The sequence below is a fragment of the Geobacillus sp. PK12 genome (genome assembly GCF_004123125.1).
Taxonomy (GTDB): domain Bacteria; phylum Bacillota; class Bacilli; order Bacillales; family Anoxybacillaceae; genus Geobacillus; species Geobacillus zalihae.
Map to the genome: position 1 here is coordinate 102,753 of NZ_SDKL01000029.1, position 19,566 is coordinate 122,318.

Annotated in this window: 21 protein-coding genes; 20 read left to right on the forward strand and 1 reads right to left on the reverse strand. The window is 54.1% G+C overall.

Features of this window, described 5'->3' with window-relative positions:
• Positions 1 to 4: 4 nt before the first annotated feature.
• The 13 genes from ETR37_RS10775 to ETR37_RS10835 all read left to right on the forward strand — a co-directional run bounded on the left by ETR37_RS10775 (position 5) and on the right by ETR37_RS10835 (position 13,995).
• Positions 5 to 760: a YwmB family TATA-box binding protein gene (locus ETR37_RS10775; protein WP_129447237.1), complete on the forward strand. Its 756-nt coding sequence runs from the start codon at positions 5 to 7 to the stop codon at positions 758 to 760.
• A 31-nt stretch (positions 761 to 791) separates the two neighbouring features.
• Positions 792 to 2,096, forward strand: coding sequence for a UDP-N-acetylglucosamine 1-carboxyvinyltransferase (gene murA, locus ETR37_RS10780; protein ID WP_014196941.1), 1,305 nt, complete (start codon positions 792 to 794; stop codon positions 2,094 to 2,096).
• 567 nt (positions 2,097 to 2,663) lie between these two features.
• Positions 2,664 to 3,695: a stage II sporulation protein D gene (gene spoIID / locus ETR37_RS10785; RefSeq protein ID WP_011232807.1), complete on the forward strand. Its 1,032-nt coding sequence runs from the start codon at positions 2,664 to 2,666 to the stop codon at positions 3,693 to 3,695.
• Positions 3,696 to 3,883: 188 nt separating this feature from the next.
• Positions 3,884 to 4,771 carry a stage II sporulation protein SpoIIQ gene (spoIIQ, locus tag ETR37_RS10790; protein ID WP_119877743.1) on the forward strand — a complete coding sequence of 296 codons (888 nt, stop codon included), beginning with the start codon at positions 3,884 to 3,886 and terminating at the stop codon, positions 4,769 to 4,771.
• 212 nt (positions 4,772 to 4,983) lie between these two features.
• Complete coding sequence (locus tag ETR37_RS10795) at positions 4,984 to 5,433, forward strand: Lrp/AsnC family transcriptional regulator (protein WP_015376050.1); 450 nt, start codon at positions 4,984 to 4,986, stop codon at positions 5,431 to 5,433.
• A gap of 376 nt (positions 5,434 to 5,809) precedes the next feature.
• Positions 5,810 to 6,751 (forward strand): nickel ABC transporter permease, encoded by a 942-nt coding sequence (nikB, locus tag ETR37_RS10800; RefSeq protein ID WP_129447238.1) that lies wholly within the window; start codon positions 5,810 to 5,812, stop codon positions 6,749 to 6,751.
• Positions 6,752 to 6,777: 26 nt separating this feature from the next.
• Positions 6,778 to 7,680 carry an ABC transporter permease gene (locus ETR37_RS10805; RefSeq protein WP_015376048.1) on the forward strand — a complete coding sequence of 301 codons (903 nt, stop codon included), beginning with the start codon at positions 6,778 to 6,780 and terminating at the stop codon, positions 7,678 to 7,680.
• Positions 7,681 to 7,720: 40 nt separating this feature from the next.
• Positions 7,721 to 9,280 carry a glutathione ABC transporter substrate-binding protein gene (locus ETR37_RS10810; protein WP_129447239.1) on the forward strand — a complete coding sequence of 520 codons (1,560 nt, stop codon included), beginning with the start codon at positions 7,721 to 7,723 and terminating at the stop codon, positions 9,278 to 9,280.
• A gap of 8 nt (positions 9,281 to 9,288) precedes the next feature.
• Positions 9,289 to 10,293: an ABC transporter ATP-binding protein gene (locus ETR37_RS10815; protein ID WP_023633282.1), complete on the forward strand. Its 1,005-nt coding sequence runs from the start codon at positions 9,289 to 9,291 to the stop codon at positions 10,291 to 10,293.
• Complete coding sequence (locus ETR37_RS10820; protein ID WP_129447240.1) at positions 10,265 to 11,242, forward strand: ABC transporter ATP-binding protein; 978 nt, start codon at positions 10,265 to 10,267, stop codon at positions 11,240 to 11,242. Before ETR37_RS10815 ends, ETR37_RS10820 begins: the two co-directional genes overlap by 29 nt.
• Positions 11,243 to 11,254: 12 nt before the next feature.
• Positions 11,255 to 12,859, forward strand: a complete 1,605-nt coding sequence (locus ETR37_RS10825; protein WP_129447241.1) for a gamma-glutamyltransferase family protein — start codon at positions 11,255 to 11,257, stop codon at positions 12,857 to 12,859.
• Positions 12,860 to 12,883: 24 nt separating this feature from the next.
• On the forward strand, positions 12,884 to 13,465 hold the full coding sequence (locus tag ETR37_RS10830) for a chromate transporter (protein WP_129447242.1): 582 nt from the start codon (positions 12,884 to 12,886) through the stop codon (positions 13,463 to 13,465).
• On the forward strand, positions 13,462 to 13,995 hold the full coding sequence (locus tag ETR37_RS10835) for a chromate transporter (protein ID WP_129447243.1): 534 nt from the start codon (positions 13,462 to 13,464) through the stop codon (positions 13,993 to 13,995). The genes ETR37_RS10830 and ETR37_RS10835 overlap by 4 nt, the downstream gene beginning before the upstream one ends.
• A gap of 210 nt (positions 13,996 to 14,205) precedes the next feature.
• Here ETR37_RS10835 and ETR37_RS10840 read toward each other — a convergent pair whose 3' ends face one another.
• Complete coding sequence (locus tag ETR37_RS10840) at positions 14,206 to 14,715, reverse strand: BsuPI-related putative proteinase inhibitor (RefSeq protein WP_129447244.1); 510 nt, start codon at positions 14,713 to 14,715, stop codon at positions 14,206 to 14,208.
• A 307-nt stretch (positions 14,716 to 15,022) separates the two neighbouring features.
• On the opposite strand from ETR37_RS10840, the gene spoIIID reads away from it, so the two are divergent.
• From spoIIID to ETR37_RS10875, 7 genes are all read left to right on the forward strand, one after another.
• Positions 15,023 to 15,286, forward strand: coding sequence for a sporulation transcriptional regulator SpoIIID (spoIIID, locus tag ETR37_RS10845; RefSeq protein WP_011232801.1), 264 nt, complete (start codon positions 15,023 to 15,025; stop codon positions 15,284 to 15,286).
• Positions 15,287 to 15,392: 106 nt separating this feature from the next.
• Positions 15,393 to 16,394, forward strand: a complete 1,002-nt coding sequence (gene mreB / locus ETR37_RS10850) for a rod shape-determining protein (protein WP_015376040.1) — start codon at positions 15,393 to 15,395, stop codon at positions 16,392 to 16,394.
• 123 nt (positions 16,395 to 16,517) lie between these two features.
• Entirely contained in the window at positions 16,518 to 17,348 is an 831-nt protein-coding gene (locus ETR37_RS10855) for a flagellar hook-basal body protein (RefSeq protein ID WP_015376039.1), read from the forward strand.
• 21 nt (positions 17,349 to 17,369) lie between these two features.
• Positions 17,370 to 18,191 carry a flagellar hook-basal body protein gene (locus ETR37_RS10860; protein ID WP_015376038.1) on the forward strand — a complete coding sequence of 274 codons (822 nt, stop codon included), beginning with the start codon at positions 17,370 to 17,372 and terminating at the stop codon, positions 18,189 to 18,191.
• A gap of 11 nt (positions 18,192 to 18,202) precedes the next feature.
• Positions 18,203 to 18,535 carry a DNA-directed RNA polymerase subunit beta gene (locus tag ETR37_RS10865; RefSeq protein ID WP_015376037.1) on the forward strand — a complete coding sequence of 111 codons (333 nt, stop codon included), beginning with the start codon at positions 18,203 to 18,205 and terminating at the stop codon, positions 18,533 to 18,535.
• A 51-nt stretch (positions 18,536 to 18,586) separates the two neighbouring features.
• Positions 18,587 to 19,024 carry a 3-hydroxyacyl-ACP dehydratase FabZ gene (gene fabZ, locus ETR37_RS10870; RefSeq protein WP_129447245.1) on the forward strand — a complete coding sequence of 146 codons (438 nt, stop codon included), beginning with the start codon at positions 18,587 to 18,589 and terminating at the stop codon, positions 19,022 to 19,024.
• Between the two features lie 141 nt (positions 19,025 to 19,165).
• On the forward strand, positions 19,166 to 19,534 hold the full coding sequence (locus tag ETR37_RS10875; RefSeq protein ID WP_033011795.1) for a hypothetical protein: 369 nt from the start codon (positions 19,166 to 19,168) through the stop codon (positions 19,532 to 19,534).
• Positions 19,535 to 19,566: the final 32 nt, after the last annotated feature.

Below are 19,566 nucleotides of genomic sequence, written 5' to 3' on the forward strand. Positions count from 1 at the left end.
GAAGATGAGAAAAAATCCAATCTGTTGGCTGATGGCGCTCGTCGCCGCGGTCTTGTTGTTGGCCGCAGGGCAATACCGGACGGAAGGCGCGCGGGGGAACGAATGGTCCGAACCATTGGAAATGATGGCGCACACATTGGCGCAGCACGGTGCCTCGCTCGGCCGCTGGGTCGTGTACACAAGAGAGTATGCCCACGATATTCAAAATGATGCGGACTTTTTCAAAAAAATGGCGGAGTTCAAACAAACATACCGCTCCTTTCACTGGACGTTCCACCAAACGAGCCATTGGCAAAAAGCGATCGGCACGAATGAACATTCCTTGTTTCGTGAACAAATCCAGTTCGTGATGACCGTCACAAATGGAACGCCGCAAACGTATATCCTCTATGAAGCGACCGGCCCAACGTGGAGCCAAGCTGGGTGGAAAGAAGCAGCACAGCACATTCAAAAAACGACGAACGGACTATTTGTGAATCACCCTACATTTTTTGCTTGTATTGAAGGCGAGTTCAGTGGTAATATGGAAGGTGGTTTGTTCGACCAAGCCTCTCAATTGCTTCGCGATTTTCAAGCGACGCCTGTCGAGTGGCTGCGGGAAGAGTCACTCGTTTCCCTGTCTGCATATACTGGGCAGTGGAAGAACGTTCTCCCGGCCGCCAATCATCAGCCGATCAACCTGCAACTCGCCTTGAGAGAAAGATTGGGCGGCAAGACGCGCGTCGTTGCTGGAACCCCAATCATTACCATTGAATACTAATATAGAGAAATTGGACGCGGAGGGGAATACCTTGGAAAAGATCATCGTCCGTGGCGGAAACCGGTTGAGCGGCACCGTCAAAGTGGAAGGCGCAAAAAATGCCGTTTTGCCTGTCATCGCTGCCACTTTATTGGCTACGAAAGGAACAAGTACGATTCATGATGTGCCTGCTCTTTCCGATGTATATACAATCAGTGAAGTGCTCCGCTATTTAGGCGCCGATGTGCACATTGCCGACGAGACGGTTACCGTCGATGCCACCGGTCCGTTGACGGTGGAAGCGCCGTTTGAATATGTGCGAAAAATGCGCGCGTCGGTGCTTGTCATGGGGCCGCTGTTGGCGCGCAACGGCCGAGCCCGCGTGGCGCTGCCGGGCGGCTGTGCCATTGGCTCGCGCCCGATCGATCAACATTTAAAAGGATTTGAAGCGATGGGCGCGTCTGTGAAAGTCGGCAATGGCTTTATCGATGCGGAAGTGAACGGACGGCTCCGCGGCGCCAAAATTTATTTGGACTTTCCAAGCGTCGGGGCGACGGAAAACATTATGATGGCCGCCGTGCTCGCGGAGGGCACGACTGTGATCGAAAACTGTGCGAAAGAGCCGGAAATCGTCGATTTGGCGAACTTTTTGAACGCGATGGGCGCCAAAGTGCGCGGCGCCGGCACCGGAACGATTCGAATCGAGGGAGTTGACGAGCTCGTCGGCACAACGCATACGGTCATTCCGGACCGCATCGAAGCCGGCACGTTTATGGTGGCGGCGGCAATCACCGGCGGCAATGTCCTCGTGCAAGGAGCCGTTCCGGAACATTTAGGCTCGCTGATCGCCAAACTCGAAGAAATGGGCGTGACCGTCATTGAAGAGGAAAGCGGCTTGCGTGTCATCGGTCCGGAAAAGCTGAAAGCCGTCGACATTAAAACGATGCCATATCCGGGCTTTCCGACCGACATGCAGTCGCAAATGATGGCTCTCTTGTTGAAAGCGGAAGGCACGAGCATGATCACCGAGACGGTGTTTGAAAATCGCTTTATGCATGTGGAGGAATTCCGGCGCATGAACGCCGATATTAAAATTGAAGGGCGTTCCGTCATTATCAATGGCCCGTGCCAGCTGCAAGGCGCCGAAGTGGCGGCCACCGATTTGCGCGCAGCGGCGGCGTTGATTTTGGCTGGACTCGCGGCGGACGGCTACACGCGCGTGACCGAGCTTCGTCATCTCGACCGCGGGTATGTCCGCTTCCACGAAAAGTTGGCTGCGCTTGGGGCCGACATTGAACGCGTCCGCGAAGAAACAGAACAATTCGACCAAATTCAAACGATCCAATGGAACGGATAAAGAGCGAAAAACGACCGTTCCTTGCCTTTTGGCAGGGAATGGTCGTTTTTTCTTGGAACACGGGCGACCGTCGAAGGACGGTAGAAAACAACTGTTCGTTCCTAACGGTCTGTTTTGAAGCTCAGAGAAAGACCGTCTGTATGAAGTTTCTCCATAAGCTTGATCGCATCGCGCGCGGCAAGTTGCGGCGGTGGTGAAACATGTGCTTTCGAAAACCCCCTTGTTCCATCGCCCCCTATTCCGTCACCGACTTTTTTCAACGGCTTCATGTTTAGAAGGCTGGCGATTTAAGGGGAAATGCTGTTCTCCAACAGTGTTTCTCAAATGGAAAAACCTTGCAACACCATAGCGTCATTCCTTGCGATTTCTCACAAACTGAGCGAATCCGTTGTTTTTCACCAGCCTTTTAGGCGGAGTGCGAAACGCGCTCATGAAGGTTTTGGCTGGAAAGAAAACTGTCATATATACTTGTCCGAGCCCATAACTATAGTAACGAACCGAAGCCAACGCAGGCATTCATTCGCGATGTCCGCTTGTGCTTGGAAAATGCATATTGGGGGCTCGGCTATGGTGAAACGACTGAAACCGGTGATGGCGCTCGCTCTCTCGCTGTTTGTCGCCATCCTCGTCATTCCGACGGCGCTCGTTCTTCCATTTTATGACGGGAAGGTGGCCAAATTGGCCGAACAACTGCACAAGCAAGAACAAGTCCAACGGTCGCAGGCAGCCGAAGGGCCGTCCATCGACGTGGCGGTCTATCGAAGCAAAGAACAACGCGTCGAACATATTCCCCTCGAGCAATACGTCATCGGCGTCGTTGCGGCGGAAATGCCGGCCGAATTTGAACTCGAGGCATTAAAGGCGCAAGCGTTGACGGCAAGAACGTACATCGTGAAGCAATTGCTCGCCAACCAGCCGTTTCGCCTGCCAAAAGGAGCGAATGTGACCGACACGGTGGCTCATCAAGTCTATTACAGCGATGACGAACTGCGAAAACTATGGGGCAGCGACTACGATTGGAAAATGAAAAAAGTGACAAAAGCGGTGATGGACACGCAAGGGCAAATTTTGACATACAACAATGAGCCGATCGAGGCGCTGTTTTTTTCGACAAGCAACGGCTATACGGAAAATTCGGAAGCCTATTGGCAAAGCGATTTTCCGTATTTAAAAAGTGTCGCCAGCCCATGGGACAAACAATCCCCGAAGTTTTACCAGCGAAAAACGATGCCAGTGGCGGAATTCGAGCGAAGACTGGGGGTCGAACTGCCCGCTGACGGCTCAGTCGGCGTCATTGTATCGCGCACTCCCGGCCGCCGCGTCGGCGAAGTGAAGATTGGCGGCAAGACGTTTACGGGCCGCGATGTGCGCGAACGGCTCGGATTGCCGTCGAGTGATTTCACCTGGGTGCGCAACGGAGATGACATCATCATTACGACAAAAGGCTACGGCCATGGCGTCGGCATGAGCCAATACGGCGCCAACTTTATGGCCAAAGAAGGGAAAACGTACGCCGACATCGTTAAATATTATTACCGCGGCGTCCATATTTCGTCGGCGACGGCGTTTTTAAACAAATTGACCGCGAAAAATGGATGAACCGGGGTTCTGCCGCCCCGGTTTTCTGTCAAATGTTCGGGGCAAACGGCAGGGAGACGCCCCTCGCCATGCGCCCCTCATTTTTTTGCATAAAATCTAGTCGAATGTCAAAAAATAAGTGAAAAAATTATTTTCTATGTGTATATCTTTTCCTCTTTCTGTTCAAAATGGTTGCTGAGGTGATGAACATGAGAGAGGAACAAAAACAATCGTCGCTGAAGCGTCTGTTCCGCAAACGTTGGGTATTTCCGGCGATCTATTTATCGTCTGCCGCATTAATCGTCGCTGGTGCGCTTTGGTTCCAATTGGGCAAAGAGGAGAATACGGGCAGAGACAACGTGGCGAAAAACGGCACCGCCCAGCAAGAAAATCCGGCTGTTCCGGTCAATGAAACGGTCGAAACGATTGCGATGCCGGTGCTTGATCCAAATGCGGTGCAAGTGAAAACGCCATTCTACGATGACAAAGCATCGGAAGCAGAACAGGAAGCAGCCCTCGTCTTTTATGATCATACGTACCACCCGAACCAAGGCATCGATCTTGTGCGCCAAGACGGCAAAACGTTTGATGTCACCGCTTCCTTAAGCGGCACGGTGACGAAAGCGGAAAAAGACCCGATTTTGGGCTATGTTGTCGAAATCAATCATGAACAAGGGGTCACGACCGTCTATCAATCGCTCGCTGATGTGAAAGTCGAAGCCGGCGACACGGTGAAACAAGGTGAAGTGATCGGCAAGGCAGGGCAAAGCGAATTCAACAAAGAAGCCGGCATCCACGTCCACTTTGAAATTCGCAAAGACGGCCGGGCGGTCAACCCGATCGATTATGTCGACAAACCGTTGACGGCTTTGACTGACAAAGCGGAAGACAAAACGGGAACCGATCGCGCCGCCACGAGCAAAGAAAAAGAATTGATGCCAAGTGACGAAACAGCGCCGACAGACGAAAACCCAGCGAATGAACAACCATCGGCTGACGACCATTCGACGACGCCAAGCGACAACCATCAAGACGAAAACAACGACGCTTCATCCTACAAAACGCCAGACGCCTCGATCGGCATGGCAAGAGCGTAATCGACAAGGCGTCGAGCAAGAGGAAACGAAAAACGCGACGAAAAGGCCTGTCCGTTTGCCAAGACAAGACAAGCGGGCGGGTCTTTTTTCATCGTCGTTTCACGAGACTTTTGCACCGCAGGGGGTGCGGACGGGGATTGAAAAAGCTTTTAACCTCATGCTAGAGCCGTTATAATGATAGAAAAATGGATGCTAGGCGGGGTGACAAGGCGATGAAACTAGATGACATCGATCGCAAAATTCTTGAACTGTTGATTGAAGATGGCCGCATGTCGTACGTCGACATCGGCAAAAAGCTGAACCTTTCGCGCGTCGCCGTCCGCGAGCGGGTCAATCAGCTCGTCAAGCACGGTGTGATTGAAAAGTTCACCGTTGTCATCAATTCAGAGAAATTCGGCAAGCAAGTTTCAGCGTTTTTCGAGGTCGACTGTGAACCAGCGTATTTGGTCGAAGTGGCGCAAAAGCTGGCCGAAAACCCAAACGTGGCGAGCTGCTACCAAATGACCGGTCCGAGCACGCTCCATATGCACGTTCTCGTTGAAGATTTTGCCGCCCTCGAAAAATTCATCAACAATGAGCTGTATGCGTTAGAAGGCATCACGAGAGTCGAAAGCCATATTTTGCTTCGCCGCTTCAAGAGCCGGACGGGGTTGAAGTTGTAGCGGCCGCCTCTGGCAGGGCCGTGAAACCCGGTAAAAAGCGTCCCGTAAAGGGGCGTTTTTTTATTCATAATAAAAAATTGGCTCTTCACCACAACATGTACTTGACAACGGTTTCCTGACAAGGATAGGCAAAAAGTGCTGATGTTCCCTCACAAGCGTAAATAGGGGATGTTCAGAAAAAATCAAGTACAACTTTTGGTGAAGAGCCAAAAAATTCAATTTTTTTTTTAGAGAATTATGTAGAAAAATGATTCGAATTCCTATATAATCATAAAAAACGAAATAAAAATTAACTTTGTTAAATATCAATTTGGTTTTAATTAACAAATGAATATAAAATTCTCTTTTATATAAACAACGGAAAGGAGTGAGTATGATGGCAGGGATGATTGTCAGAAGATTTTTTCAGCTTATCCTCCTATTGGTCGGCATCTCGTTCCTCGTCTTTACGAGCATGTATATCGCTCCGGGGGACCCAGCAACGATCATTGCTGGCCCGACCGCATCACAGTCAGACATCGAGGCCATCCGCGAAGATTTAGGGCTTAACGACCCATTCCTTGTCCAGTATGGCCGCTACATGAACGGGCTGTTTCATGGCGATCTCGGCTATTCGTACCAAACGAAGCAGCCGGTGTGGGACGCGATCATGACGCGGTTTCCGAACACGCTTAAGCTAGCCATCGCCAGCATTATCGTCGCGGTGATCATCGGTGTTGTCGCCGGCATTATTTCTGCCATCCGGCAAAATTCATGGTTTGACGTCTCCAGCACCGCGTTTGCTTTGGCAGGCATTTCGATCCCGAACTTTTGGCTTGGCACCGTACTCATTTTAATTTTCGCGGTCAACTTGCAGTTGCTTCCAGTCGGCGGGCTGGATCAGCCATTTTATACGGCAGAAGGGTTGAAGCAGCTGGTGCTGCCGGCCATTACGCTTGGGACCGGGTCAGCAGCAATGATTGCGAGAATGAGCCGTTCGTCGATGCTCGAGGTCATCCGAGCCGACTTTATTCGGACAGCACGGGCCAAAGGCTTAAGAGAGCGGACGGTCATTTGGGTGCATGCCTTGCGCAACGCCATGATTCCAGTCATTACTGTTATTGGTCTAAACTTTGGCTTTTTGCTCGGCGGGACGATCATCACCGAACAGGTTTTTGCCATTAACGGCGTCGGCCGCCTGATGGTGCAAGCCATTGCCGCCCGGGACTTCCCGATGGTGCAAGGCTCCGTCTTGCTTGTTGCTACGTTGTTTGTCTTAGTCAACCTGATTGTTGACATTATTTATACGTTTATCGACCCGCGTATTAGTTACGATTAAAAGAACGATAGAAAGGGGGAAAATCGATGGAAACCGGTGCAGCGGTGAATACAGGCCATGCCACAGCCGGCCTTGGACGCAAGAAAGAAAAAATGTACATCACCACGATCAAGCGGTTGTTGAAAAACAAGTTAGCAGTTGTGGGGCTTGTCATCATCGCTATTCAAGTACTCATGGCCATCTTCGCCCCGTGGCTCGCCACCCATGATCCGATAAAGCAAAATTTGTCAGCGGCTGAGCTTCCGGTTTTTTCTGATGGACATTGGCTTGGAACCGATAACTACGGGCGGGATATTTGGAGTCGCATCGTCTATGGCGCCCGCATTTCCCTCGTTGTCGGCATCGTTTCCGTCAGCTTAGGGCTGATCGGTGGGGTGGCGCTCGGCCTGTTGGCAGGGTATTATAAAAAACTCGACGGACTGATCATGCGGATTGTCGACTTGCTGTTTGCGTTTCCGGGCATTTTGCTTGCCATGCTCATCATCGCCATTTTAGGCACTGGCTTGATGAATGTGGCGATCGCCATCAGTATTTGGTCGATCCCAACATGCGCCCGCATCGTCCGTGGCAGTGTCTTGTCAGTAAAAAATCGCGAATATATTTTAGCGATGAAAGCGCTCGGGGCAAGCAACGCCCGCATTATCATCAAGCATATTTTGCCAAACTGTTTGGCGCCGATCATTGTGTTTGCGACGATGCGCATGGCAACGGCCATTTTATCTGCTGCCTCGCTCAGCTATTTGGGGCTCGGCGCTCAGCCGCCGACGCCGGAGTGGGGCGCCATGATTGCCGCCGGACAAGCGTTTATGTGGACGTCGCCGCATATGACGATCGTCCCGGGCATCGCGATTATGCTCGTCGTTTTCGCTTTTAACGTCGTTGGCGACGGATTGCGCGATGCGCTGGATCCGAACATGGATATCAATTAATCAAACATAAATAAATAAACCGTTTTGGAGGGAAGGAACAGTGAAAAAGAAGTATTGGTCTTACGTCTTGCTTGTTCTCATGCTTGCCATTTCTGGAGCACTGGCTGGATGCGGAGGCAAATCCGCTTCTAACAACGCCTCGTCCAGTTCGCAAGGGAAAGGAACCGTCGCCCAGGAATTGACGTATGCGACGACATCTGACGTCGTTGGCCTTTCGCCGATTCTAACGAACGATTCCGTCTCGTCTGCCGTTATCGAGCAAGTGTATGAAACGTTGTTCGTCCGTGATCCGGAGACGATGGAAATCAAGCCGCATTTGGCGGAATCGTATGAAACTCCGGATGATAAGACGTGGGTCATCAAATTGAAAAAAGGAATTAAATTCCATGACGGCACCGACTTTAATGCGGAAGCGGTCAAGTATACGTTTGATAAACTAAGAGACCCGAAGACAGCGGCGCCAAGGGCATCGCTTCTTGAACCGGTCGAATCGGTGGAAGTGAAAGATGATTACACGGTAGTGATCAAAACGAAATACCCGTATGGTCCGATGTTGGCGGCCTTGTCGCATACGAACGCTTCCATTGTCAGTCCGACGGCTGATCAAAAACAAGATTTAATGAAACAGCCGGTCGGCACTGGCCCGTTTAAATTTGTTGAATGGGTGCCGGGCGACCATGTGACATTAGAGAAAAACGATGACTATTGGCAAGGGGCGCCGAAGTTGGAAAAAGTGACGTTCAAAGTTGTTCCGGAAGTGACGACGGCGATTTCGATGCTGCAAACGGGCGATGTGCAATTTATCGACAATATCCCGGCTGAACAGTTGTCCCGCGTCGAATCGATGAAAAATGTTCAGCTGATCAAAAAGGAAGGCACACCAGTCTACTATTTAGGCTTTAATATGAAAAAGAAACCGATGAACGAGCTTGCCTTCCGTCAAGCGGTTTCCTATGCGATCAACAAAGATGAGTATATTCAGCAGCTGAAAGGACTTGGGGTGAAATCAAACAGCGTCATCGGTCCGAAAGTGTTCGGTTATGATGAATCGTCAGAAAACGTCGCTTACAGCTACGATCCGGAAAAAGCAAAACAATTAATCGAGAAACACGGATATAAAGGCACAAAAATTACAATTCTCGTCGCCAACACAGCAAGCTATATGAAAATGGCTGAGATCGTCCAAGCGCAATTGAAAGAAGTCGGCATTAACGCTGAAATTGAATCGATGGAATGGGGAACCTTCCTTGACGCGACAAAGCAAGGAAAATACGATATGACATTCCTTGGGTGGACCAATAGTACGGCAGATGGCAGCGAGCTGTTCTATCCAAACTTCCATTCAAAAAACGCAGGTGTATCGAACCGTACATTCTACAGCAACCCAACCTTTGACAAACTTGTCGAAGAATCACGTACGACGATCGATCCAGAAGTGCGGAAACAAAAGTTGAAAAAAGCGAATGAATTCTTGTTGAAAGATGCTGCCGTTGTTGTCATGAACCATGGCGTCGTGACGGCGGCTGTTGATCAATCGGTGAAAGGATTGGAGATCGATCCGACAGGACAATGGTCGCTCTATCACGTTCACAGAGAGTAGGGGATAGCATGGCTGAAACATTGTTGCGTGTCGAGAACCTTGTCACGACCTTCAGCACGGCGGAGGGAAAAGTCTCCGCCGTGCGGGGGGTTTCTTTTTCCGTCCGCAAAGGAGAAACACTCTGCATTGTCGGCGAATCAGGGTGCGGGAAAAGCATCACCTCGCTGTCGATTATGGGGTTGCTTCCTAACAACGGGAAGATTGAGAGCGGATCGATTGAGTTTGCAGGACGCGACTTGGTGAAATTGCCGAAAGAAGAGTTGCGCCGCATTCGCGGCAATGAAATCTCGATGATTTTCCAAGAACCAATGACAGCGCTCAACCCTGTGTTTACAGTTGGTTATCAACTTCGTGAGCCATTGATGCTTCATAAAAGACTGTCAAAACGGGAAGCGCACGAACAAAGCATTGAGCTGCTCAAGCAAGTCGGCATCCCATTTCCGGAAAAGCGGATGAAACAATACCCGCATGAGTTGAGCGGCGGGATGAGGCAACGTGTCATGATCGCCATGGCGCTTGCCTGTCATCCGAGCTTGCTCATTGCGGATGAACCGACAACTGCTTTGGATGTGACCATTCAGGCACAAATTTTGGATTTGATCAATGAGTTGAAACAAAAATTGAATATGGCCGTCATTTTGATCACTCATGACATGGGCGTGGTCGCGGAAATGGCGGATCGAGTGATGGTCATGTATGCTGGTGAGAAAGTGGAAGAAGGCGATGTCGAAAGTATTTTCGCCAACCCGCGCCATCCGTACACAAAAGGGTTGTTGAAATCCGTGCCAAGCGTGGATGATGAGGAGTATTCGCTCGAACCGATTCCGGGGACGTTACCCAGTTTAAATGAACAAATTGACGGTTGCCGCTTCCACCCGCGCTGTCCGTTTGCGACCGACCGATGCCGCACGGCGCCGCCGCTGGAGAGAAAAATCAGCAACAACCATTCTGTCCGTTGCTGGCTAGAGGAGGGTGCTCACAGCCATGAGCCAGTCCAAGCAGCCACTTCTTAAGTTGGAAAACGTTAAAAAATATTACCCGATCAGAGGGGGAGTGTTGCGACGCATCCAAGGCTACGTCAAAGCAGTGGAGAACGTTTCCCTTGATGTATTTGCCGGGGAAAGCATTGGCATCGTCGGCGAGTCAGGGTGTGGAAAATCGACCCTTGGCCGGACGATTCTTGGCCTTGAAGAGGCGACGGGGGGCGCCATCTTCTTTCGGGGGGAAGAGATCAGCCGTTTGCCGGAACGGCAACGCAAAAAGTGGAAAAAAGAGATGCAGATGGTGTTTCAAGATCCGTATGCGTCTCTCAACCCTCGCCAACGCATCGGACATGCCTTGGAGGAAGCGTTTATCATCCATACGAACATGACAAAGGCCGAACGCGAAGAGCGGGTATTGCATTTGCTTCAAGAAGTCGGGCTTCGTCCGGAACATTACGACCGATACCCGCATGAATTCAGCGGCGGGCAGCGACAGCGGATCGGCATCGCCCGAGCGATCGCCTTAAACCCGTCGCTCGTTATTTGCGATGAGGCGGTCTCTGCGTTGGACGTATCGGTTCAAGCACAAATCATTAAACTGTTAAAAGACATTCAAGAAAAACATGAGCTGACGTATTTGTTCATCTCCCACGATTTAGGGGTCGTTCGTCATTTTTGCAACCGGGTGCTTGTCATGTATTTGGGCCATGCCGTCGAACTTGCGCCGTCGCGGGAGCTGTACGCCAATCCGCTGCACCCGTATACGAAAGCATTATTGTCTGCCATTCCACGGCCGAAGCCGGGCGCTAGGCGGGAGCGCATTCGTCTTGAAGGCGACTTGCCGAACCCGGCCAACCCGCCAAAAGGATGCCCGTTCCATACGCGCTGCCCTGTGGCGACAGAACGATGTAAACAAGAGCGGCCAGAGTGGAAAGAAGCGGCTTCAGGCCATTTCGTCGCTTGCCATGAAGTGAAGTGAGGAGGGGTTGCCATGGACTACCTATACCACCCATACCCATCGCAGCGGATGACGGTGTTTGCGAAAAACGGCGTCGTCGCAACGTCGCAGCCGCTCGCGGCGCAAGCGGGGCTTGATGTGTTGAAAAAAGGCGGCAATGCCATTGATGCGGCGATCGCCGCGGCCGCCTGTTTAACGGTCGTTGAGCCGACATCGAACGGCATCGGCGGCGATGCGTTCGCTCTCGTCTGGACGAATGGGAAACTGTACGGCCTGAATGCGAGCGGCTATGCGCCGAAATCGATCTCGATTGGAGCGCTCAAAGAGCGCGGCTATACGGAGATGCCGAAATACGGCTTCGCTCCGGTGACGGTGCCGGGTGCGCCGGCGGCGTGGGCGGCGCTGTCCAAGCGCTTTGGCCGCCTGCCGCTTGCCGAAACGCTCGCTCCGGCGATCGCCTATGCGGAAAACGGCTACCCAGTATCGCCGGTGCTGGGCAAATACTGGGCGAACGCTTATCGGGTGTACAAAGAAGCGCTGAACGGGCCGGAGTTCGCCTCGTGGTTTGCGACGTTTGCGCCGGGCGGCCGCGCGCCGAAGATCGGGGAAGTGTGGGCGTCTCCGGACCATGCGGCGACGCTCCGCTCCATTGCCGAAACGGAGGCGGAAAGCTTTTACCGCGGCGAGCTGGCGGAAAAAATCGCCGCCTTCTCGAAGCAATACGGCGGCTTTTTGGCGGCGGACGACCTCGCCGAGTACGAACCGGAATGGGTCGAGCCGATCTCCGTCTCTTACCGCGGGTATGAGGTATGGGAAATTCCGCCGAACGGGCAAGGGATTGTCGCGTTGATGGCGCTCAACATCATGAACGGGTTTGACGTGCCAAGCGTCCCGGATGTCGAGACGCACCACCGGCAAATCGAGGCGATGAAGCTGGCCTTTGCCGATGGAAAAGCGTACATCGCCGACCGCCGTTATATGAGCTGCAGCCCAGACGAGCTGTTGTCGGAGTCGTTTGCCGCCGCGCGCCGGGCGCAAATCGGCGATGAGGCGCTCACGCCGGAGCCGGGGACGCCGCCCAAAGGCGGCACGGTCTATTTAGCCGCCGCCGACGGCGAAGGGAATATGGTGTCCTATATTCAAAGCAATTACATGGGCTTTGGCTCGGGCCTCGTTGTCCCTGGCACCGGCATTGCCCTGCACAATCGCGGCCATAACTTTGTCTTCGATGAACACCATCCGAACGGGTTGGCGCCGCGGAAAAAGCCGTACCATACGATCATCCCCGGCTTTTTGACCAAAGGCGGCACGCCGGTCGGCCCGTTCGGCGTCATGGGTGGATTTATGCAGCCGCAAGGGCATTTGCAAGTGATCATGAACACCATCGATTTTGACTTGAACCCGCAAGCGGCGCTCGATGCGCCGCGCTGGCAGTGGATGGAGGGGAAAACAGTGCTCGTCGAGCCGCACTTCCCGCGCCATATCGCCGAAGCGCTCGCCCGCAAAGGGCATGACATCCGCGTCGCACTTGATGGCGGTCCGTTCGGCCGCGGGCAAATCATTTGGCGCGATCCGCACACCGGCGTGCTCGCCGCCGGGACGGAGCCGCGCACGGACGGCGCGGTCGCCGCTTGGTAAACCAACGGTAAGGGAATGACATACATGAACCAATGGCATTTGTTTCTCGCGTTTTTCCGCGTCGGCATGCTCGGGTATGGGGGCGGCCCGTCCTCCATCCCGCTCGTGCGCGCCGAAGTGGTGACAAAATACCGGTGGATGACCGATGAAGAGTTTGCGGAAATTCTCGCCATTGCCAACGCCTTGCCCGGCCCGATTGCGACGAAGCTCGCCGGCTATATCGGCCATCGCGTCGGGGGCCCGCTGGGGCTCCTAAACGCCGTTTTGGCGACGACCGCCCCGACGGTCGTGCTGATGATCGTGCTGCTGGCCGCGCTGTCGTCGTTCAAAGACACGCCGTGGGTGGCCGGGATGACAAAAGCGGTGTTGCCGGTCGTGGCGGTCATGTTGGCGGAAATGACGTGGCAGTTCGCCAAGCAGGCGCGCGCCGCCCTCGGCTGGCGGCCGGCCGCCCTGCTCCTTCTTGCCTGCTTTTTGGCCTTGCAGTGGCTCGGCCTTCATCCGGCGCTTGTGGTCGCAGTGTTGCTTGCGGCCGCGTTTGTCGGCCGAAGCAAGCCGAAGGCGGTGGATAGAGACAAAGGCGGAGAAAGGAGGGCGTCGTCATGATCTACTGGCAGCTGTTTCTCGCCTTTTTTTGGCCCGGCATTCTCGGCTACGGCGGCGGCCCGGCTTCCATCCCACTCATCGAGCACGAGGTCGTTGACCGCTACGGCTGGATGACGGTCAACGAATTCAGCGAGGTGCTGGCGCTTGGCAACTCTCTTCCCGGCCCCATTGCGACGAAAATGGCAGGTTATATCGGATACGAACAAGCCGGCGTCCTTGGCGCCGTCGTCGCCGTGTTTGCCAGCGTCGCTCCGTCGCTCGTTTTGCTGTTGGCGCTGCTTGGGCTCTTGTACAAATGGAAAGACGCGCCGCAAGTGAAGCGGCTCACCGCCTACATCCGCCCAGCGATCGCCGTGATGCTCGGGATTATGGCGATCGACCTTTTCCGCGAATCGTACGAAGGGGCCGGGCTCGGCCAAACGGCGTTTCTCACCGCCGCGAGCGCTTTTTTGCTGCTGGGCAAATGGCGCATCCACCCAGCGTACGTCATCGTCTTGGCGCTTGTGTATGGGGCTTTCTTTTTGTCGTAATGCAGGGAAAATCTTTTCGGCGCTGCAACGGGATGCTTCATCCATGGGTGAGCATCCCTCTTTTTGTGGCAGCGCGGGCAAAAAAGAACATCGATGCAGAAATTCCTGTTGGAAAAGGCCGCAAAAAGCGCTCGGGACAGGAGCGTTTTCCTAATTTAGACGCCGGATGGCGAGCGCGGCAACAGCCGCGAAGGCAAATCGGAAGCGCCTTCACTCGACCGTAAACGTCGCCGTCGCCCGCGCGTTCGGCCAGTTTGGATCAGCGAGCCACCACTCAAGCGTATACGTCCCCGGCTCTAGACCGCGGAACGTTTCCTGAAACGACAGCTCTTCTCCTTGTTTTAACGTCCGTTCCTCATAAATTTGCGCAAACATCTTCCCTTCGCTGAACTGCTTCACCTTTTGTCCATCGCGGTATAAAACGTAGTCATACTTTTTCGAGCTCGTAAACGTCACTGTTTGCACGCGTTCGGTTTGGTTTTTGACCGTAAAGGTAAACACGTAAGCATCGTTTTGCCTTTCGTACGTGAGCGACGGCTCCAGCGTCCCGGCGATGATGCCTTTTCCGCCCGCGGGCGCTGGTTTGCCGGCCGGAGCGGGGCCAAGCAAATCGTCTTTCGCCTGCGGTTGATCACTGCTGTTTGTGTACATGAACAACGCACTCGCCGCTGCTGCTCCCACGAGCGCCGCAATGATGCCGATCGTCTTTCCGTTTCCCATTCTCGCTCCTCCTTTGACTTTTCTATTATAGTCGTTTCCCATTTTCTCTCCGTTACAAACCGCAAAAAAATTGTGAAAAAACCGTTGTCCGCCTTGATATTTCTGGTATATATGCCCGATTTGTCTAATAAAATGTTACAAATTGAACAGCAATGAGAGTGGTTGAGGTGGGGATCGTTCACAACCGGCAAGCGACGCGATGAAGACGCTTCTAAGACATCCAACGAAAGCGGCGCTCATCAGTGGCAAGACGAGTCTCATTTCACACTTCTCACTTCTCACATCCAACCTAGGGAGGGCGAGTGGTGTGCACGATTACATCAAAGAGCGTACGATCAAGATTGGCAAGTATATCGTGGAGACAAGGAAAACCGTTCGCGTCATTGCGAAAGAATTTGGCGTATCCAAAAGCACCGTGCATAAAGACTTGACCGAGCGGCTGCCGGAAATCAACCCGGAACTGGCCCAAGAAGTCAAACAAATTCTCGATTACCATAAATCGATCCGCCATTTGCGCGGCGGGGAAGCAACGAAGAAAAAGTATAAAAAGCAGACGGTGAAAAACAACTGACTTTTTCCTTGCCATCTGCCGTTTGCAGTATCATTCCGGGAGGCAAATATGGTAGAATAAACAATTAGGAATGATTTTAGGGCAGAGGCAAGGAGGAGCAAGTCATATGTTTTCACGAGACATCGGCATTGACCTAGGCACGGCGAACGTCCTCATTTTCGTCAAAGGCAAAGGCATCGTGCTCAATGAGCCGTCCGTCGTGGCGATCGATAAACACACGAACAAAGTGCTGGCAGTCGGCGAAGAAGCACGACGAATGGTCGGACGTACTCCTGGGAATATTGTTGCCATTCGGCCGCTCAAAGACGGCGTCATCGCGGATTTTGACATTACCGAAGCGATGCTGAAGCATTTCTTAAGCAAGCTCGACCTAAAAGGCTTTTTCGCCAAACCGCGCATTTTGATTTGTTGCCCGACGAACACAACATCCGTGGAACGGAAAGCGATCAAAGAGGCAGCGGAAAAAAGCGGCGGCAAAAAAGTGTACTTGGAGGAAGAGCCGAAAGTCGCAGCCATTGGCGCCGGAATGGACATTTTTCAGCCGTGCGGAAACATGGTCGTTGATATTGGCGGTGGCACGACTGACGTCGCGGTTCTCTCGATGGGAGACATCGTCACCGCCTCTTCCATTAAAATGGCCGGGGACAAGTTTGATATGGAGATTTTAAACTACATCAAGCGCGAATATAAGCTGCTCATTGGGGAGCGAACGGCCGAGGAAATCAAGATTAAGGTCGCAACGGTATTCCCAGGCGCACGGACCGAAGAAATCGACGTCCGCGGCCGCGATCTCGTCACCGGACTGCCGCGCACGATCACCGTCCGTTCGGAGGAGATCGAACGGGCGCTTCGCGAGCCGGTGTCCTTGATTGTACAAGCCGCGAAAAGCGTGCTCGAGCGCACGCCGCCGGAACTGTCGGCCGACATCATCGACCGAGGCGTCATCTTAACGGGCGGCGGCGCCCTCTTGCATGGCATCGATTTGCTGCTTGCCGAAGAGCTGAAGCTTCCGGTGTTTGTCGCGGAGAATCCGATGGACTGCGTCGCCCTTGGCACCGGGCTGATGCTTGAGAACATCGACCGCGCGCCGAAATCGCAGTTGGTGTAAAAAAGGAAAAGCGGGGGATGCGGCTGCCGCCCCCGCCCGCCTATAATGGAATCAACAAGCCGCCCGCCAACGCCGGCAGCGGCTTTCTGCCACGAATTTTCATGGACAAGCGAGGGAGCTGTCATGCTAAGAGGATTGTATACCGCCGCGAGCGGCATGCTCGCCCAGGAGCGGCGCGTCGAGATGCTGACCAACAACTTGGCGAACGCCGAAACGCCGGGATACAAAGCTGATGCAGGAGCGATGAGAGCGTTTCCGGAACTGTTGATGAGCCGCCTCGAGGACGAGCCGATCCCGACCGCCTCAAGGCGCGCCATCCCGACGCAAACCGTCATTGGGCCGCTCGTTACGGGCGTCTATATGCAAGAACTCATCCCGAACTTCCGCCAAGGGGATATTAAAGAAACCGGTCTCTCCACTGATGTAGCCTTAGTCGATGGACAAGTCCCCGTCGACCGGGCAAGCGGCCAGCGGGGCGCGCTGTTTTTTGCCGTCGAAACAGGTGAGGGCGAGGTCCGCTACACGAGAAACGGTCATTTCACCTTGAGCCCGGACGGCTACTTGACGACGCAAGAGGGTTGGTATGTGCTTAATGCCAATGGCGAGCGCATTCCGCTCTCAAGCGAGCGGTTCTCGGTCCGCGACGATGGAACGATCATCGATGAGAATGGGACGGCCACCCGTCTCGGCGTTGCATTCGCCGCCAATCCGCAAACGTTGGTCAAGGAAGGAAACGGCTTATTCCGCAGCACGACAGGGTCGTTGCCGCAGGCGCTCGGCAATGTGACGTATACGGTGAAACAGCGTTTTCTCGAGCGGTCGAACGTCGACATTGAGCGGACGATGACCGACTTGCTCGCGGCTTACCGCACGTTTGAAGCAAACCAAAAAATCATCCAAGCGTACGACCGCAGCTTGGACAAGACCGTCAATGAAGTCGGCCGCCTGAAATGATGACAAAAGGAGGACAAGCCCGTGCTTCGTTCGATGCTCACCGCCGCCAACACGATGAACGCCTTGCAAGAGCGGCTTGATACGATCAGCCACAACATCGCCAACAGCAACACCGTCGGCTTTAAACGGCGCGAAGCGAGCTTCGCTGAGCTCCTCGCTCAGCAAGTCGACCGCCTGCCGAACGACGAAGCGCCCCGCGAGACGCCGGCGGGCGCGCGCTATGGCAACGGGGCGCGCCTCGCTTCGACGATGCTTGTATCCACGCAAGGAGCGCTCGTTGAGACCGGCCGCGCGCTCGATTTCGCCTTCACTGCCGCCAACCAATGGTTTCGCGTTCAAGTCACCGATGCCAACGGCGCCACAACGATCGGCTACACCCGCGCCGGCAACTTTTCTATCACTCCTATGGGCGGGCGTCTCGCCCTCGTGACAAGCGACGGCCGCCCGGTGCTCGATGAAGCGAATCGGCCCATCGAATTTCCCGCCGGCACAACCGGCTTTCAGCTCTCCCCGACCGGGACGCTGACGGCCACTGATGCCAGCGGTGCGGTTGTTGCCCGCGTGAACCTTGGCGTCACCGCCATTGACCGTCCGCAGCTTCTCGAAGCCCAGGGCGACAACGTCTTCACCTTGCCGGATGTCCCTGGCGCCGCTCGGGAGCTCAACGGCAATTTGCGTGGCCAAATCGGCGTCAAACAAGGCGCCTTGGAACAGTCGAACGTCGACCTTGGCGAAGAAATGGTCGGCCTGATGGCGACAAGCCGAGCGTATCAGCTGAACGCCCGCGCCATTTCCATCTCCGAACAAATGCTCGGGCTGATTAACGGCATGCGCTCCTCATAAGGAGGATCGCGATGAGTGACGAGAGGCATCAAGAACCTATGAGCTCGCCGTCTTCCCGGATGGCAAGGCGGAAAGGCCGAGTAAGAAAGAGCCCGCCGGCCCCCGCCGAACCGGAAGCCAAAGCCCTTCCGCCGGAAGGGGAGGCGGCCGCGCCGCGCCGGTTCGCGCGCACCCGGCTCATCCCGATTTGGCTTCGGCTCATCATCGTCGCCGCCTTGATGGCCTTAAGCCTCGCCGCCGGTGCGGTCGTCGGCTACAGCGCCATCGGCGACGGAGCGTGGATTGACGTGTTCCGCCCGTCGACGTGGCAGCACATCCTCGACTTTGTCGAAAAAGGGACGTAAGCAGCACCTCGCCGCGTCATCGTCTTGATGATCATGAAAAGGAGTGTTTCTATGCTTGACATCCAACAAATCCAAGCGATCATCCCGCACCGCTATCCGTTTTTGCTTGTTGACCGCATTCTGGAAATCGAAGAAGGAAAGCGCGCCGTCGGCATCAAAAACGTCAGCGCCAACGAAGCCTATTTCGCCGGCCACTTCCCTGAATACCCGGTCATGCCCGGCGTGTTGATCGTCGAGGCGCTCGCCCAAGTCGGCGCCGTCGTCCTCTTGCAAAGTGAGGAAAACCGCGGCCGCCTCGCCTTTTTCGCCGGCATCGACAACTGCCGCTTTAAAAAGCAAGTCAAACCGGGCGACCAGCTCCGCTTGGAAGTCGAAATTCTCCGCGTCCGCGGCGCCATCGGCAAAGGCAAAGGCATCGCCACCGTCGACGGCGAGCTTGTCTGCGAAACGGAGTTGATGTTCGCTCTTGGCGACAAACGAGCTGACTGAACAAAACGCGTTCCTTCGGGGAGCGCGTTTTTTTGTCGGCTGCGCTATATAGCGAACGAATGAAAAGTTTCTTTCTGGGAAAGATAAACAAGGACCGGCCTTACATAAGGTCATCACAACCAATAGAAAGGAGCAGATAGGATGAAGAAAAAAGCGTTGCTGATCCGGCTGTTCAGCGCTCTTGTCGCCCTCTTTTTAGCGGCTGGATGCAATATGAACCGCGACAACAACAATCCGCCGCCGCCAAACAACCAAAACGATGTCAACGACCGAGACATGAACCCGGCTGATGACATCAACCAAAACGATAACGTCGACAACGACAAAGACAATGACGGCATCCCGGACAACCGCGATACCGATTTGAACGACAACCAAAACAATCAACTCCCGCCGGGAGACGATACGAACAACGGACCGGGCGACGATGAGCGCGATACGGTTCCGGACCGCGAAGACCCGATTGAAGACCCGCGGGATGCGAACGACAAAGACAATAAAGATGAATAGCGCAAACAAAGGCTGCCTGTCGGGCGGCCTTT

Excerpts from the sequence above, each read along its gene's own strand:
- ETR37_RS10875 (WP_033011795.1), top strand. The coding sequence starts at position 19,166 with ATGAAGAAAAAAGCGTTGCTGATCCGGCTGTTCAGCGCTCTTGTCGCC.
- mreB (WP_015376040.1), top strand. The coding sequence starts at position 15,393 with ATGTTTTCACGAGACATCGGCATTGACCTAGGCACGGCGAACGTCCTC.
- nikB (WP_129447238.1), top strand. The coding sequence starts at position 5,810 with ATGGCAGGGATGATTGTCAGAAGATTTTTTCAGCTTATCCTCCTATTG.
- ETR37_RS10825 (WP_129447241.1), top strand. The coding sequence starts at position 11,255 with ATGGACTACCTATACCACCCATACCCATCGCAGCGGATGACGGTGTTT.
- ETR37_RS10840 (WP_129447244.1), bottom strand. The coding sequence starts at position 14,715 with ATGGGAAACGGAAAGACGATCGGCATCATTGCGGCGCTCGTGGGAGCA.
- fabZ (WP_129447245.1), top strand. The coding sequence starts at position 18,587 with ATGCTTGACATCCAACAAATCCAAGCGATCATCCCGCACCGCTATCCG.
- ETR37_RS10820 (WP_129447240.1), top strand. The coding sequence starts at position 10,265 with ATGAGCCAGTCCAAGCAGCCACTTCTTAAGTTGGAAAACGTTAAAAAA.
- ETR37_RS10815 (WP_023633282.1), top strand. The coding sequence starts at position 9,289 with ATGGCTGAAACATTGTTGCGTGTCGAGAACCTTGTCACGACCTTCAGC.
- ETR37_RS10775 (WP_129447237.1), top strand. The coding sequence starts at position 5 with ATGAGAAAAAATCCAATCTGTTGGCTGATGGCGCTCGTCGCCGCGGTC.
- spoIID (WP_011232807.1), top strand. The coding sequence starts at position 2,664 with ATGGTGAAACGACTGAAACCGGTGATGGCGCTCGCTCTCTCGCTGTTT.
- ETR37_RS10865 (WP_015376037.1), top strand. The coding sequence starts at position 18,203 with ATGAGTGACGAGAGGCATCAAGAACCTATGAGCTCGCCGTCTTCCCGG.
- ETR37_RS10830 (WP_129447242.1), top strand. The coding sequence starts at position 12,884 with ATGAACCAATGGCATTTGTTTCTCGCGTTTTTCCGCGTCGGCATGCTC.
- ETR37_RS10855 (WP_015376039.1), top strand. The coding sequence starts at position 16,518 with ATGCTAAGAGGATTGTATACCGCCGCGAGCGGCATGCTCGCCCAGGAG.
- ETR37_RS10795 (WP_015376050.1), top strand. The coding sequence starts at position 4,984 with ATGAAACTAGATGACATCGATCGCAAAATTCTTGAACTGTTGATTGAA.
- ETR37_RS10805 (WP_015376048.1), top strand. The coding sequence starts at position 6,778 with ATGGAAACCGGTGCAGCGGTGAATACAGGCCATGCCACAGCCGGCCTT.
- ETR37_RS10835 (WP_129447243.1), top strand. The coding sequence starts at position 13,462 with ATGATCTACTGGCAGCTGTTTCTCGCCTTTTTTTGGCCCGGCATTCTC.
- spoIIQ (WP_119877743.1), top strand. The coding sequence starts at position 3,884 with ATGAGAGAGGAACAAAAACAATCGTCGCTGAAGCGTCTGTTCCGCAAA.